Origin of the sequence: uncultured Megasphaera sp., assembly GCF_900539295.1 — a bacterium.
Taxonomy (GTDB): Bacteria; Bacillota; Negativicutes; order Veillonellales; family Megasphaeraceae; genus Megasphaera.
In genome coordinates, this window is the sequence record NZ_UQBH01000006.1 from 48,368 (window position 1) to 64,475 (window position 16,108).

General features: G+C 52.4%; 11 protein-coding genes. 3 read left to right on the forward strand and 8 right to left on the reverse strand.

Going from position 1 to position 16,108, the window contains the following annotated elements; genetic code table 11:
* Window positions 1–2 precede the first annotated feature (2 nt).
* The 5 genes from dtd to nifJ all read right to left on the reverse strand — a co-directional run bounded on the left by dtd (window position 3) and on the right by nifJ (window position 10,230).
* The gene (dtd, locus tag QZQ46_RS03195) at window positions 3–452 is read right to left on the reverse strand and encodes a D-aminoacyl-tRNA deacylase (RefSeq protein WP_296826762.1); all 450 of its coding nucleotides are present in this window, start codon (window positions 450–452) and stop codon (window positions 3–5) included.
* Entirely contained in the window at window positions 449–2,653 is a 2,205-nt protein-coding gene (locus QZQ46_RS03200) for a bifunctional (p)ppGpp synthetase/guanosine-3',5'-bis(diphosphate) 3'-pyrophosphohydrolase (RefSeq protein WP_296826764.1), read from the reverse strand. The genes dtd and QZQ46_RS03200 overlap by 4 nt, the downstream gene beginning before the upstream one ends.
* A 10-nt stretch (window positions 2,654–2,663) precedes the next feature.
* On the reverse strand, window positions 2,664–4,649 hold the full coding sequence (gene recJ, locus QZQ46_RS03205; protein WP_296826766.1) for a single-stranded-DNA-specific exonuclease RecJ: 1,986 nt from the start codon (window positions 4,647–4,649) through the stop codon (window positions 2,664–2,666).
* Window positions 4,650–4,902: 253 nt separating this feature from the next.
* Window positions 4,903–6,540, reverse strand: coding sequence for an EamA family transporter (locus QZQ46_RS03210; protein ID WP_296826768.1), 1,638 nt, complete (start codon window positions 6,538–6,540; stop codon window positions 4,903–4,905).
* 174 nt (window positions 6,541–6,714) lie between these two features.
* On the reverse strand, window positions 6,715–10,230 hold the full coding sequence (nifJ, locus tag QZQ46_RS03215; RefSeq protein ID WP_296826770.1) for a pyruvate:ferredoxin (flavodoxin) oxidoreductase: 3,516 nt from the start codon (window positions 10,228–10,230) through the stop codon (window positions 6,715–6,717).
* A 491-nt stretch (window positions 10,231–10,721) separates the two neighbouring features.
* Between nifJ and QZQ46_RS03220 the strand changes: the two genes are divergently transcribed.
* Both QZQ46_RS03220 and QZQ46_RS03225 read left to right on the forward strand, forming a co-directional pair.
* The gene (locus QZQ46_RS03220; RefSeq protein ID WP_296826772.1) at window positions 10,722–11,633 is read left to right on the forward strand and encodes a LysR family transcriptional regulator; all 912 of its coding nucleotides are present in this window, start codon (window positions 10,722–10,724) and stop codon (window positions 11,631–11,633) included.
* 53 nt (window positions 11,634–11,686) lie between these two features.
* On the forward strand, window positions 11,687–12,028 hold the full coding sequence (locus QZQ46_RS03225) for a hypothetical protein (RefSeq protein WP_296826774.1): 342 nt from the start codon (window positions 11,687–11,689) through the stop codon (window positions 12,026–12,028).
* A 21-nt stretch (window positions 12,029–12,049) separates the two neighbouring features.
* Here the strand turns inward: QZQ46_RS03225 and QZQ46_RS03230 are convergent, their stop codons facing one another.
* Genes QZQ46_RS03230 through QZQ46_RS03240 form a run of 3 tightly spaced genes read right to left on the reverse strand, consistent with a single transcriptional unit; the run spans window position 12,050 to window position 14,526 of the window.
* Window positions 12,050–12,736 (reverse strand): HAD family hydrolase, encoded by a 687-nt coding sequence (locus tag QZQ46_RS03230; protein ID WP_296826776.1) that lies wholly within the window; start codon window positions 12,734–12,736, stop codon window positions 12,050–12,052.
* Between the two features lie 25 nt (window positions 12,737–12,761).
* Window positions 12,762–13,958, reverse strand: a complete 1,197-nt coding sequence (locus QZQ46_RS03235; RefSeq protein WP_296826778.1) for an acetate/propionate family kinase — start codon at window positions 13,956–13,958, stop codon at window positions 12,762–12,764.
* A gap of 31 nt (window positions 13,959–13,989) precedes the next feature.
* A complete protein-coding gene (locus QZQ46_RS03240) occupies window positions 13,990–14,526 on the reverse strand; it encodes a hypothetical protein (RefSeq protein ID WP_296826780.1) in 537 nt (178 codons plus the stop codon).
* A gap of 274 nt (window positions 14,527–14,800) precedes the next feature.
* Here QZQ46_RS03240 and QZQ46_RS03245 point away from each other — a divergent pair, with 274 nt between their 5' ends.
* Window positions 14,801–16,012 (forward strand): nucleotidyltransferase family protein, encoded by a 1,212-nt coding sequence (locus QZQ46_RS03245; protein WP_296826782.1) that lies wholly within the window; start codon window positions 14,801–14,803, stop codon window positions 16,010–16,012.
* Window positions 16,013–16,108 lie beyond the last annotated feature (96 nt).

The window sequence follows — 16,108 nt, forward strand, 5'->3', positions numbered from 1 at the left end:
CCTTAAAAAGTTTTTTTGCTGTCTAATAGAATCGTAACCGGCCCGTCGTTCTCGAGGGACACGACCATATGGGTCCGGAAACGGCCTGTTGCCGCCTCTACACCAAAGGCGCGGACGGCTTCGACAAAGCGGCCGTACAGGGCTTCGGCCTGTTCAGGTTTGGCAGCTTCTGTATAACTGGGGCGGCGGCCGTGACGGGCATCTCCGTACAGGGTAAACTGGGAGATGACCAGCATGTCACCGCCTTTATCGAGAAGGGAGTCGTTCAGTTTTCCCGCTTCATCTTCAAAAATTCGCAGGTGAACGATCTTATCGGCCAGATACTGGGCGTCTTTTTCATCATCATCGACGGAGACGCCGAGGAGGACCGTAAGGCCTTCGGCAGCCGTTCCGACGAGGACGCCGTCCGAGGTGACCGATGATGTCAGCGTCTTTTGTACGACAGCTCTCATTGCATGCTTCCTCCCGTATATCGTTCGACGACATAGACATCCTTCAAGCGGCGGATCTTAGTGGCAATGAATTCAAACTGTGCCAAATCCTTGATGCTGATGCCCATGTGGATGACGACGTTTTTCGTATCACTGGTCTTGGCATTGATGCTTAAGATGGAAATCTTCAATTCCGCCAGGGCGGCCATGATTTCGGCCATGATGCCCGTGCGGTCATAGGCGACGATTTCCATGTTGACTTCAAAACGTTCGTCCCCTTGGTAATCCCACTCGACGTCAATCAAGCGGTCGACATCGTTCTGGCCATGAGTGACGTTGGGACAATCGGCACGGTGGACGGAGACGCCGCGGCCGCGGGTGATGAATCCGATAATCGGATCGCCCGGTACGGGGCTGCAGCATTTGGCAAGGCGAACCAACAGTCCCGGCTCCCCTTTTACCAAGATGCCCGTGCCGCTGTGTTTTACGGGTTTGCGGGTCTTCAGTTTTTCCAGCATGGTCAAACTGCTGTTCTGTTCTTCCTGCTTCTGCAGGTCTTTCTTCTGGAGCTCCAAGAGCTTGATGAGGACCGTATTGACGGCAAAACCGCCATAGCCGACGGCAGCTGCCAAATCGTCCTCCGAGCCGGCGTTCATCTGCTTGGCCACCCGGCCCAGACGACCGCCGACGTTTAAGGTCTTCCAGTCGTGGTTGAGGCGCTTGCATTCCCGTTCCAGGGCTTCCAGGCCTTTTTCGATGTTTTCTTCCCGGTTTTCTTTCTTGAACCAGTTGCGGATTTTCGACCGGCTTTCAGAGCTGCCGACAATATTGAGCCAGTCCAAACTGGGTTTCCCCGTCTTGGACGTAATGATTTCAACGATATCCCCGTTTTTCAAACGATAATCGAGGGGCACGATCTTGCCATTGATCTTGGCGCCAACGCAGCGGTGGCCGACGTCAGTGTGGATGCGGTAGGCAAAGTCGATGGGAATGGCCCCCTGGGGCAAGTCGATGACGTCGCCTCGCGGCGAGAATACGAAGACTTCGTCAGAAAAGGCGTCGAGCTTGAGGGCATTGACGAATTCCTGAGGATTGCTCGTATCCTGCCATTCCAAGAGGTTTCGCAACCAGCCCATCTTTTCATCGAAGGAATTCTTATTCGCCGTCTGGTTTCCTTCTTTATAGCGCCAATGAGCGGCGACGCCGTATTCGGCGATATGGTGCATTTCCCAGGTACGGATCTGGATTTCAACGGGCTGTCCCCGCGTTCCGATGACCGTCGTGTGCAGAGACTGGTAATTATTGGGCTTAGGCATGGCGATGTAGTCCTTGAAGCGGTACGGCAAGGGCTTCCACAAGCTGTGGACGATGCCTAAGACGCCGTAGCAGTCCTTGACGTCGTCGACGATGACCCGGATGGCGAAGAGGTCGTAGACCTGGCTCAAGTCGCGGTTATCTTTCTTCATTTTTTTATAAATGCTGTAAAAATGCTTGGGCCGGCCGTTGATTTCGCAGTGAATATGGGCGTCGTCGAGGGCTTTTTTCAAGATATCAATGGCTTCGTTGACGATTTCTTCGCGGACGTGCCGCTTCTGTTTCATCTGGTCGACGAGGTCATAGTATTTATCCGGTTCAAGGTAGCGGAAGGACAAATCTTCCAGCTCCCATTTGATGTTAAAAATACCGAGGCGGTGCGCCAGGGGCGCAAAGATTTCCAGCGTTTCCTGGGCGATCCGCTTCTGTTTGTCGCTGCGCATGTAACGCAGGGTCCGCATGTTGTGCAGACGGTCAGCGAGCTTGATGACGACGACGCGAACGTCCTTGGCCATAGCCAGGAACATCTTGCGCATGCTGTTGAGCTGCTGATCTTCTTTCGTCCGGTAATTGAGACGGCTCAATTTAGTGACACCGTCGACGAGGAAGGCCACTTCCCGGCCAAATTCGCGGCGGAGGTCTTCGAGGGTACAGGACGTATCTTCGACGACGTCATGGAGCAGCGAGGCTGTAATCGTCGTCGTATCTATTTTCATGTCGGCCAAAATTTGGGCCACGGCCAGGGGGTGCAGGATGTAGGGCTCCCCACTGACGCGATGCTGGTCCTTATGGGCTTCTTCTGCCGCATGATATGCTTTCGTTACATCTTCGCAGTCTGCCTGTGGCAGGTACGAGTGTATCGTATCGATGAGGTGCCTGAATTCGGCATCTTGAATTCTTTCTCCCATAAAAACCTCCTTACTCCCTGCAATACCGTTCATACGTCGGGGACATATGAAGATCCATTTTCCCTGCAAGGATAGGAAAATAATAGACTGGACCGTCGTCATCCTGGCGAACTTTGAGGACGCCGATTTCCCGAAGGACGACGATGGCCGCATAAATAGTATGGACGTCATAATGGTCGGCCTGAGAGGCTGCCATGCGGCGCCGGACCTGCCAGACGGGCATCCCCCATTCAGGCAGGCATTGTTTCAGAGCCATGTAGATATCGACCATGACCGTCCGATTGAGTGTCGCCGTACCGTTTAAGACGTGAATGTCCTGAACGACCAGTTGGGGCGACGACGTACCGTTAAAGTCATTGCGCTCGAGCTGGAAGGCGACGTCGACCTTATCGCCTTCGACGACGGCATCGCAAAGGCCCGGCTGAGACCAGGCGACACCGCTGAGCCTTGTTTTATGAGGGCCGCTGACGACGAGGCGGACGTGCTGCTTATCCCGCCCGATAGGCCTGATTTCTTCAACGGTCAGGTCGGTCAGGGAAAAGACAGGCCGGTTGTTGCCCATGCCGTAAGGCTCAAGGGCGGCCAGTTCGGAAATCATGTCTAAAGAGACATCCTCCGTTTCCAGTTCCCGGTCCAAGTGGACTAAAGGGACGTAATCGTCAGCCGTCATGTGCGTGGCCGCGTAGGACAACAGGCGCTGGCGCAGGCCTTCGATATTCTCGGCCTTGATGGAAAAGCCGGCGGCCATCGTATGGCCTCCGAATTGAAGGAGCAAATCTTTGGCCGACTGCAGAGCCTCATACATATTGAAGCCGCTGATGCTCCGGCAGGACCCTTTGCCGATACCATCGTCGCTTACGGTGATGACCAGGGACGGCCGATAATACCGCTCGACGAGGCGCGATGCGGCAATGCCGATGACGCCGACGTGCCAGCCTTCATGACTGGCGATGAGGACGCCGTCCCTCCCCTGACGCTTACTTTCGATTTGAGCCACGGCCTCTTTGGCAATGGCATGTTCGATGTCCTGCCGTTCCGTATTGAGACGGCTCAACTCAGAAGCGGCAACAGCCGCTTTTTCGGCATCGGTTTCTAAGAGGAGTTCGACGCCCTTGGTGGCATGGCTGATGCGGCCGGCAGCATTCAGCCGCGGTGCCGCCGTAAAGGCGATGCGGCCGGCTGTAATGCCCTTCTCGATCAGGCCCGATGCCTGGAGGAGTGCGTGCAGCCCTGTTCGCTGTCCTTTTTTCATCAGTTCCAGGCCGCTGCGGACGATGATCCGGTTTTCCCCGACTAAGGGCACCAGGTCGGCAATGGTTCCTAAAGCCGAAAGATCGGCATAGCCTGCAAGGTCTTCCCCACAGCAGCGCTGCCAAAGGGCCCGGCAGAGGACGTAGGCCACACCGGCACCGGCCAACTCTTTAAAAGGATAGGGACAGCCGGGCTTTTTCGGGTTGAGAACGGCCAGGGCCGGTGGTATCTGTTCCGGCGGCTCATGGTGGTCGGTGATGATGATGTCGAGTTTGGGTGAAAACTCACGGACCAGCTCATAGGACGAAATGCCGCAGTCGACGGTTATCAAGACATCGGCTTCGCCCTGCAGATGCTGAAGGGCCTCTTCATTGAGGCCGTAGCCTTCACTCTGGCGTTCCGGGATGTAGAACCGAGGGTTCCCGCCCAAATCCCTTAGGACAGAATAAACAAGTGACGTCGACGTAATCCCGTCGACGTCATAGTCACCATAGATGACGATGCGCTCTTTATCCTGAACGGCCTTTTTCAGCCGCGCTACGGCAGCTTCCATCCCATCCATCAGGAAGGGGTCGGCCATGTCGGTCAAGGTGTCGTGGAGAAAATGGCGGCCTTCTTCAACATTGGCAACGCCGCGATTGGCCAGTATCTGTGCCAATACCGGTGATATGTGCAATTGTTCTGTTAAGGCCGACGTAAGACCTTCTTGAAAGGGGGCAAACTGCCAGCGTTTCTCCATCTGCATCACAACTCATTCTCAGGAATAATCACTATCAATAAATCAATTATTATTTTATCACTTTCTATTCTCAAAATAAAGACTAAATTAATATGCACTTAGCATGATTTTCATCTTGCCAATAGATTTTACCGTCTCTTTACGTCCCCTTCCCCTTTCTTCAAAAGGCGGAAACACGGCAGGAAGATACCGAAAAAGGACTATCCATGAAAGGTCACGAATAGCCCTCTTTATCATATAATCATGTAAAAATATGGTCTTACGACGGCAGTGCTTCAGCAGATGCGCCAGCTTCGACGGTATCTTTTTCTTGTTCACGATGAACGGGATTGATGTCATCGTGAGAAATCGTCAGGCGATGGCGGGCAGCTTCCAAGATGAGGTCGGCCGTCTTGACGATGCCGTAATCACTGGATTTGAGGCTCAAATCGTAGTTGGCCCCATACCCCCAGAAAGAGTCCGTACAGTACATGCAGTGATCCCGCCGTTCACGATTGACGTGATTGCGGAGTTTCGTCGCCCTGTCGGCATCGATGTGTTCCCGGAGCATGATGCGCTGGACGGCCCAGTCCGGATCGGACGAAATGAAGACGTTGAAGGTATTCGGCCGTTTGCGCAGGACGTAGTTTGCCAGGCGGCCGACGATGACGCAGGAATGGCCCGTCGTCAAGGCTTCAATGACTTCGGCTTCATCGCGGAACATTTCCATCTGATTCGATTCATAGCCCGATGCATAGTGAACGTAGTCTTCGTAGACCTTGGAGAGGAGCGGCCCCAAACGGCGCTTCTGATCCTTGCACCAGGCGACGACGGTCTGGGGGTGTTCTTTCTGGGTCCGGTTGAAGATTTCCGTATCGTAATAAGGAACGCCTAATTTACGGGCTACGAGCTTGCCGACATTGCGGCCGCCGCTGCCGAATTCACGAGAAATGGTAATGACCAGAGGGCAGTCCGTATTTTCCTTCATCCAAGCCGGATGATTGGTACGGCCGGCGATTTCGCCGATAGCGCGGTGCGGAAAGAGCAGGTGTTCAATAGGCCCTGCCATGGTGCAGCCCAAGAGGATGAGGACCAGGCCGATGACGGCATTGGCCGTAACCGGTTCCGATAAGATAATCGACGCCAGGATCAAGGCGATGATCGGTTTAATGAAAAAGGCAAAGGAGGCATTCGACGGGCCCGTAAGTTCAATGGCCTTCATGAAGAACAGGTAGCCAAAGCCGGTGACGACCAAGGAACAGTACAGGAGCGGCCAAATGGTACGCGAGTTGATCCCGGCAATGATCGGGTCGCCGTGGAAGATGAGAATGACCAAGAGGAACAGACAGCCGATGAGAAAGCTGAAGGCATTTTCGACGTTGCCGCCAAGTTTCCCTATCCGCAGTTTCCCCAAGGTCGTGTAAAAGGCAAAGGAGACAGCGGCTGCCAAGGACACCAGGAGTCCTACGTTTCCGTTCTGGATGATGTCCACGGGATTGGCGACGATGATCAGGCCGATGAGGCTTAAGATCAAGGTAATGGCCTTCTTGCGCGTAAAGGCTTCGTGGATCAAGAAGTACGAAAAGATCATGACGAAAATAGGATTGCTGGAAAAAACGATAGCCGCCAGACTGGCGTTAGCCATGTTGACGCCGATCTGGAAGAGAATCATGCTGAAGCAGATATTGACCAATCCCAAGACGGCCAAATAGCCCCAATCAGACCGATCGAGACGGATATGGTGATGCTTCATGTCCCGAATGGCCAGCGGCATGAGCAATACCCCGCCGACGAGAAAGCGGAGAAAGGTCAGCTGAAACGGCGTAAAGGCAGTACCGGCGATCTTCAGGGAAATTTCCATCGTCCCAAAAGCCAAGGCTGCCAGGATAATACAGAGCGTACCAAATTTAGATGACATAAAAGAGGCCCCCTAGTTCATCTAATTATTATGATAGAGAATAAAAAATTTGATAATCCAATCACGATTCATTATACACTACTTACCCATAAATGACAAACAAAAAGGCCCTGCGTGGTGGAAACCACCACACAGAGCCTTTCCGTTATGTATCATGCAGCAAGTGCACTAGAATTAGTCTTCAAAACCCTTCTGGAGACGGACGTAGGAATGACGACGATTCTTAGCGTCTGCTTCAGTCTTAGCATAGAGGGCTTCAGCTTCTTCAGGGAAGCTCTTCTTGAGGGATGCATAACGAACTTCACCCTGCAAGAATTCCTGGAATTTGCTGTAATCCGGTTCTTTGGAGTCGAGGCTGAACGGGTTCTTGCCCTGTTCTTTGAGATCCGGGTTGTAACGGAACAGATCCCAGTAACCGCATTCGACAGCGAGTTTTTCTTCTGTCTGGCTCTTGCCCATGCCCTTACGGATACCATGGTTGATGCAAGGAGCGTAGCAGATAACCAAGGACGGGCCATGGTAAGCTTCAGCTTCGGTGATAGCTTTGAGGAGCTGGTTCTTGTCAGCGCCCATAGCTACCTGAGCTACATAGACGTAGCCGTAGGAAATAGCCATCATGCCGAGGTCCTTCTTCTTCGTGCGTTTGCCGGCAGCAGCGAACTGAGCGATAGCTGCAGTCGGGGTAGCTTTAGAGGACTGGCCGCCCGTGTTGGAGTAAACTTCCGTATCGAGAACGAGGACGTTGATGTCGTTGTCCGAAGCGAGGACATGGTCAACACCGCCGTAACCGATATCGTAGGACCAACCGTCACCACCGATGATCCACTGGCTGCGTTTTACGAAGAACTGTTTCTTAGCGAGGAAGTCTTCGAGAACCGGTTTGCCGGCAGCTTCTTTTTCGAGGAGAGCCGTCAATTTGTCAGCGCGTTCACGAGAGCCTTCGCCTTCGTATGCATGAGCAGCCCAATCGCTGAGAGCTTCCTGGAGTTCCGGAGAAGCGACAGCTTTAGCAGCGTCGAGGTTTTCAACCAAGTCTTTGCGGACTTTGTCTACGCCGAGGAACATGCCGAGGCCGAATTCAGCAGCATCTTCGAAGAGGCTGTTTGCCCAAGACGGGCCGTGGCCGGCAGCGTTCATGGTGTACGGAGAAACAGGAGCCGATGCACCCCAAATGGAGGAGCAGCCTGTTGCGTTAGCGATCATCATGCGGTCGCCGAAGAGCTGTGTAACGAGTTTGACATACGGTGTTTCACCGCAGCCTGCGCATGCGCCGGAGAATTCGAGGAGCGGCTGTTCGAACTGAGAACCGATAACGGTCTTCTTGTTCTGCGGGTTAGCTTTCGGAGCAACCTTTTCGGTAGCATAGTACCAGAATTCCATCTTCTTGCGTTCTTCGTCGGTGTTCGGGACCATGGTCAAAGCCTGGACCGGGCAGACGTTTACGCAGGAGCCGCATTCGAGGCAGTCGAGCTGGTCGACTACGATAGCCAAATCGTATTCTTTACCGGATTTAGCTTTAACAGCGACTTTGTAACCAGCCGGAGCAGCAGCCGTTTCTTCTTTCGTCGTCAAGCACGGACGAACCGTAGCGTGCGGGCAAACGAAGGAACACTGGAGGCAGCCGATACATTTTTCGTTATCCCAGGAAGGAACGTGCAGAGCCGGGCCTGCTTTTTCGAATTTAGAGGTGCCGGAAGGCATGGTGCCATCTTCGCGGCCGACAAATGCGGAAACCGGGAGATCGTCGCCAACCTGTTCGAGCATCGGTTTTGCAACTTCCGTGAAGTACTTCGTAGCCGGACGGCCTTCGACGACTTCGTCAACGGCATCAGCCCAGGAAGCCGGATAGTTAACTTCATGGAATTCTTTGATACCAGCATCAACGGCGCCATTGTTCATGTCAATAATCTTCTGGCCTTTTTTGCCGTAGTTCTTGATGATGGAGTCTTTCAAGTATTTAACAGCGTCTTCTACAGGGATGATCTTAGCAAGGGCAAAGAAAGCAGCCTGCATGACCATGTTGATACGGGTGCCGAGGCCGAGTTTCTGGCCGATAGCGTCACCGTTCAAGGTGTAGAATTTAACGTGATGTTTAGCGATAGCGCGTTTGATGCGAGCCGGAAGTTCGTGTTCCAGTTCTTCATCAGTCCAGGTGCAGTTCAGCATGAACGTGCCGCCGTCTTTGATGCCGCGGAGAACATCGAAACGACCTACATAGGACTGACGATGGCAAGCGATGTAGTCAGCTGCGTCGATGAGGTACGGCATATCGATCGGGCGAGTACCGAAACGCAGGTGAGAAATCGTTACGCCGCCGGATTTCTTGGAGTCATAAGCAAAGTATGCCTGTGCATACATATCCGTGTGGTCACCGATGATCTTGATAGCCGATTTGTTAGCACCGACAGTACCATCAGAACCGAAGCCCCAGAATTTGCAGGACGTAAGGCCCGTCGTATCAACCGGCATTTTCGGTTCGCGTGCAAGGCTGAGGTTGGTAACGTCGTCGACGATGCCAAGGGTGAAGCCGTTGAGCGGATGATCTTTCTTCAATTCTTTGAAGACGGCGAGGAAGTCTTCCGGAAGAACGTCTTTGGAGCCCATGCCGGTGCGGCCGCCGATGACGTCAATGTTAAGACCTTCTTCTTTTACGAAGCCCGTGATATCGAGATAAAGCGGTTCGCCGAGGGAGCCCGGTTCTTTCGTGCGGTCGATGACAGCAATCTTCTTGACCGTTTTCGGAAGAACGTTGAGCAGGTATTTGTTGGAGAACGGACGATAGAGGTGAACGTTGATAACGCCGACTTTTTCGCCCTGGCTCTGCAAGTATTCGACCGTCTGTTTAGCGACGTCGGAGAGAGAACCCATGGAAACGACGATGTGTTCAGCATCAGCAGCACCGTAGTAGTTGAACGGTTTGTAGGAGCGGCCGGTGATTTCAGAAATCTTGTCCATGTAGTCAGCTACGATATCGGGCATAGCATCATAGAACTTGTTGGCAGCTTCTGTATGCTGGAAGTATACGTCCGGGTTTTCAGCAGTACCGCGAACCTGCGGGTTATCCGGGTTAAGAGCACGTTTGCGGAAGCTGTCGATAGCGTCCCAGTCGACGAGTTTTTTGTAGTTTTCGAAATCCATGACTTCAACTTTCTGAATTTCGTGAGACGTACGGAAACCGTCGAAGAAGTTGATGAACGGCAAGGAACCTTTAATAGCAGATAAGTGAGCGACACCAGCGAGATCCATGACTTCCTGAACATTGGATTCGGCCAAGAGACAGCAGCCCGTTGCACGAGCAGCCATAACGTCCTGGTGGTCACCGAAGATGCTCAGTGCATGGTTAGCCAAAGCACGTGCAGCTACGTGGAATACGCCCGGAAGGAGTTCGCCGGCAACTTTGTACATGTTCGGCATCATGAGGAGGAAGCCCTGAGATGCTGTGTACGTCGTGGTCAAAGCACCAGCCTGTAAAGAACCGTGGAATGCGCCAGCAGCGCCAGCTTCGGACTGCATTTCAATGACGTTGACTTTGTGTCCGAAGATGTTTTTCATGCCATTGGCGGACCAATCATCGACATGTTCTGCCATAGGAGAAGACGGCGTGATCGGATAAATTGCGGCAACTTCAGTAAATGCATAGGACACCCATGCAGCTGCTTCGTTACCATCCATGGTTTTAAATTTGCTCATAGATAAAACACGCTCCTTAATTAAATGTTATACACAATATGGAAGATTCCATACTGATAGGCTTAAGAAAGCTATAAAGACGTTCCGCCGTATCTCATACAGACGGCGCGAACAGCTGCACAGGTTCCAACGATGCATTCTGTTCACGTATCGGCCATACACGTCCCAAATTGAAAAAAACGCAACAAAAAGCGGGAAGGTCTGACAATATTCAAAAAAAGTATTGCTAATATTCTGAATCTGTACTACTATTATAGTGGTATTACAGATTCGCACATTACCATATCTCTTTTCAGAATTGCTGACCATCACAAACCGAACGACTTTGTAACTTTATCTTACAAGTTAATTATATGCCTAAGCAATGTTAAATTCAATAGGAATGTGATGCTAGTTTATGCATCGTTCAGTGCTATTTTGTAAACGTATACCAATGGAGTGTATATTCTAACGTTATTTGATATACACTATTAGTTAGTGGAGGTGTTAGCATGGATTTTCATCATCTTAAATACTTTGTCGAAGTAGCAGACAAGAAGTCATTCAGCAAAGCAGCGCGAACACTGCATATTTCTCAGTCCGCCATCAGCCGTACCATCAAAGCCCTGGAAGAAGAACTGGGCGTCGTCCTCTTCATGCGAAATGCGAAGGCCGTCGAACTTACCGACGCCGGCACGATTTTCCTGTCCCACGCAAAACGAGTCGTCTTCATGTTCGAACATTTGAAGACCGACTTTGAAAATGAGTTTAAACTGGAACAGGGCACGATTCTCATCGGTCTCCCGCCCATCACCGGGGCCCCGATCTTTGCCAACCTCTTAGGGGCATTTAAGCAGGAATATCCGCAAATTGAACTGGACTTATACGAACACGGCTCCAAGAAGGTCGAAATCAGCGTTCAGGAAGGCCTCATCGATCTCGGCATCGTCTGCACCCAGCCGAAGGAGAAGGATTTTGAATCGTTCTTCCTTACCCAGGACCCGATGAACGTCATCATCCACCGCGACAACATCCTGTCCAAGGAAAAGACGATTCCCTTGAAGAAACTGGCCAACGAATCACTGGTCCTCTACCGCGATGACTTCAACCTGCACGACGAAATCATCCAGCACTGTAAGAAAATCGGCTTCCAGCCGAAAATCATCTTTGAAACGAGCCAGCGCGACCTCATGATCCAGACCGTCGTCGCCAATCTCGGCGTCGCCCTCCTGCCGAGCCGCCTGTGCCCGACCAAGGAAGCCAATCCGCGCGTATCGGAATCGGTCGTCGTCCGTCCCCTCGTCGAACCGGAACTCATGCACGTTCTCTACGTCATCTGGAAACGCGGCCACTACCTGTCCCATGCCGCTCAGTTGTGGCTTGACTTCGTCCGCAATAAAGCCCGCGTCATTTCAAACTTATAATGGCCGAAAAAAAGCAGGACCCCACCTCTCCTATCCGTCACCTGCGACAGCAGATGCAGCATGGAAAGGCCGTCTTCCTCGGACAGTACCGCCGCCTCCGGCAGAATTGGCACAGCCTGTCAAAAGGTCAAAAATATATGGCTGCAGCAGCGGTCCTCCTCTTCGTGTGGACCCTGGTGCTGCAAGTCCAGGTTCTTTCCTTGTCACAGACCGTCGCCCTGCAGCGGGTCCGCATCTCCCAGCTCGAGAAACAGGCCCAAAAGCAGAATAATCAGCTTTACTCGGCATCGGTTACCTTAGCTGACATCGAAAAGAAATGGCACGCCCTCAACTTCCGCGTCCTGGAAAATACCTGGCGCATCGAAGAACCGAAAAAAAACCCAGACTCCTTATAGAGTCTGGGTTTCCTTTTTATATTACGATTCAAGAAGTGCTTCGAAGGCTTCCGGTTCCGGAAGGGACGGAATGATTTTCCAAGGCTCGCACTTGGCCAGGTTATCGTACGTATGGCGTCCCGTAGCGACGCTGATCGTCCGGGCGCCAATGGCTTTTCCGCACTGGATATCGTGAGGCGTATCGCCGATGACATATATCGCTTCGATATCGTCGCCCCAGGTCCGTTTGGCAATAGCCAGGGCATTGCGGGCCAGGTCGTCACGATAGTAGTAGTCGAAGGCAAAGCCCGAATGGTCGAAATCAAAATACTGAGACAAGCCGAAGAAATCCATCTTCAGGCTGGCGCCGACGCGGCTGTTCCCCGTCAGGAGTAGCTGCTGATAGCCTTCTCTACCGTGGAAGAACGCCAAATTTTCCTTGGCATTCGGCAGGATGACGCCTTCGTGAGCCTTGCGCTTCAGCCATTTCAGGAGCTTTTGCTCATAGTTCCGGCAGAAGGCAAAGACTTCTTCATCAGTCGGCATGACACCTGTCGACTTATAGAGCAGCTGCTGACAAATAAAATTGTCCGTCCTGCCGCCGGCATCGATTTTCGGTATCGGTATATCGGCACCGTTTAAATCATGGAGGACTTCTTTAATGGCATGCAGTCCGGCATGACCTGTATTCAATAAGGTTCCGTCAATATCCCAGTATAATAATTTCACATTCTTCACTCCATTTGAGGCACTATTACTGCTTGGATACGATGTCCTTCGTATCGCGGGCAATCATGATTTCTTCATTCGTCGGAATGACATACATCTTAACCGTCGAATCGTCGGTGCTGATCAAAGCGTCTTTGCCGCGGACATCGTTGCGCTGCGGATCGAGTTTGGCACCGAGGTATTCCAGGCCTTCGGCAATGGCTGCGCGGTCTTCAATGCCGTTTTCGCCGACGCCGGCCGTAAAGGTGATGACGTCAACGCCGCCCATGGCAGCTGCGAAAGCGCCGATTTCCTTGCGGACCTGATAGTGGAACATGTCGAGAGCCAGCTGAGCCCGTTCGTTGCCTTCACCGGCAGCTTTGCCGAGGTCGCGGAAGTCGCTGGAAACGCCGGAGATGCCGAGAACGCCGGACTGTTTGTTCATCAATTTGTCCATATCCTTGGTCGTATAGTTATGGTTGTCCATAACGTTGAGGACGATAGCCGGGTCGATATCGCCGCAGCGCGTGCCCATGAGGACGCCGGCCAAGGGAGTAAAGCCCATCGTCGTGTCGACGCATTTGCCGTATTTGATGGCTGCTAAGGAAGAGCCGTTGCCGAGGTGGCAGTTGATGATGCGCAGTTCTTCAACGGGTTTGCCCATGACTTTAGCGACTTCACCGGCGACATAGCGATGGCTCGTGCCGTGGAAGCCGTAACGGCGGATATGATCTTCCGTGTAGAGTTCGTACGGGAGGCCGTACATGAAGGCTTTTGCCGGCATGGTCTGATGGAAGGCCGTATCGAAGACGCCGACCTGAGGTACGCCGGGCATAATGGCCTTGCAGGCATTGATGCCGATGATGTTCGGCGGATTGTGAAGCGGAGCCATGGCCGAGCATTTTTCCAAGGCTTTCATGACTTCGTCCGTAATGAGCGTGGAAGCAGCGAATTCTTCACCGCCATGGACGACGCGGTGGCCGACAGCGTCGATAGCATCCATCGATTTGATGACGCCGCATTCAGCGTCGGTCAAGATGTCGAGGACCAGCTTAACGGCTACTTGGTGATCCGGAATGGACTGTTTGATTTCCTTTTTCTGCCCATTCCATTTGTGGGTCAGCTGCGAATCGGTAAGGCCGATTTTTTCGACCAAACCTTTTGCCATTACTTCTTCATTATCCATGTTGACGAGCTGATACTTCAAAGATGAGCTGCCGCAGTTTACAACCAATACGATCATGAAATTTTACCCTCTTTCGTTTGTTTTAAGATTACTTTAGATGACCAAATACGTGGTCAACTACTTCCTTCGCCAAATCGTCGCCGTCTTTGTACATGTACATGACGTGCCAGATCTGGCCATTATCTTCAAAGAAGAAACTCCGCACGATGAGCTTTGCCGGCTGGCCGTTCAATGGCTCCGTGTAGGCGGCATCGACGACAACGGCCTTGCGTCCGCTCTCTTCGGCGTCGGTAATCTTCGTTTGCAGATCAGATACATCCGGTGTCTGTTTCAGCCTGGCAACGTATTCGTTGGCCATGGCAACAGGCGTCGTTTCGCCGGCTGTTTCAGAAACAGCGACGACATTAATGTGTTTGTCATTATTGATATACATCATGCCCTGGCCTTCCTGACGGTTCACGTGTGCCAGGTCAAACGGGGTCATGACATACACTTCAGAATTGCCAGCCTTCAACTGGACATAGCCGAAACTGTATTCTTCAAGCATCGTATTGCTGCCACAGCCGGACATCAATACGGCAGCCGTGATCATTGCCGCAGCTGCAAGTCCTTTCAATCCTTTCATACAATCACCTATTTATGCTTTCTACAGACTAGGTTCATTATAGCATAAAAGAGTTATAGCGTCATCTAAAAAAAGCATGAAATGGAAATACTTTCGCTATCCCGTCGAACAGCCAAAAAGAATGGACGGCCTCCATTGACGATTGCCTTTACCTTACGTATACTTATAAACAACTTATACCGCGACATCCCCCTGTCATCAAGCCGTCCCGGTCTCCTCTACCGTCGCGATTCCCTGTAATCATTGTGAAATTCAGAACATAAAAGAGGTCTCTATGGAATCCATTGCCGTCATCGCTGAATTTAATCCCTTTCACACAGGCCACGCCTACTTACTGTCGGAAATCCGCCGGCAGAGCCCGGCCGATGCCGCCATCATCGTCATCATGAGCGGCTCCTTCGTCCAGCGCGGCGAACCGGCTTTCTTCGACAAGTGGCACCGTGCCCGTTGGGCCGTCAGAAACGGCGCCGACGCCGTCTTTGAACTGCCTGCCGTCTATGCACTGTCGAGTGCAGAAGGCTTTGCCTCAGGCGGCGTCCGTTTAGCCCATCGCCTTAGCTGTACGGCCCTTGCCTGCGGCGTCGAAGACGGTACGGCCGACGCCTTTCTCCGTCTGGCTGAAGCTGCCTTAATGAAAGCGCCCGGCGAGGAGAAGAAAGCTGCGACAGCCGGCCGCAATCAGACCGAGGACCTGAAAAAAGCCCTTCCGGAATCAGCTCATCTTTTGGAACAGCCCAACGCCCTCTTGGCCCTTGAATATGCCAAAGCCGTCCTCCGCTTGCCGTCGCCCCTTACGCTGATGACCATCCCCCGCAAGGGAAGCCACCACGAAAAAAGCCTCGGCCAATCTTTTACCAGTGCTTCGGCCCTCCGAAAGGCCCTTGAAAATGGTTTTTCCGCAGAAGCAGCAGCCTACTTCCCGAAAAGCATCTGCGCAGACGTTGAAGGCCTGGTCACCTCCGGAATCTTCAGCGATTACGGCCGCTACCACGACTTCGTCAGCCTGCAGGGCCGCCTCCTGACAGCGGAACAACTGCGCCGCCTGCCGGCTTTTACGGAGGGACTGGAAAATCGCTGGCATAAGGCATTTTCTACCCTTTCGACATATGATGAAGCCCTGTCAGCCATCAAGACCAAGCGCTATGCCTTCAGCCGCCTGTGCCGCATGGGAGCCTACACGGTACTGCAGCCGTCACAGGACTTCTTCAACGAATCTTACCAAGAAGGACCGCAATACGGCCGCATCCTGGCCTTCAATGACCGGGGCGCCGCTTTTTTAAAGACTGCCAAAAAGGCCTTCCCGATCATTACCAAAGTAACGCAGGAAGCAAAAAGCCTGTCCCCCTTAGGACAGACTCAGCTTGCACTCGATATGCGGGCCACGGACATTCAAGCGCTCTGTTTCCGCAGCACTTCTTGCCGCCAAGGACGAAGGGACTATTATACCCCCCCCTGCTATCTTTCCCAAGCGGACGGAGAAGGGTGACATCCGGTTATTTTTATCCGCATATTTGTTTTACAGCCCGAAATCTGTTATCATAAGTACTGTATTTTTTATTTTTTCATAACCTATTTCATCGAT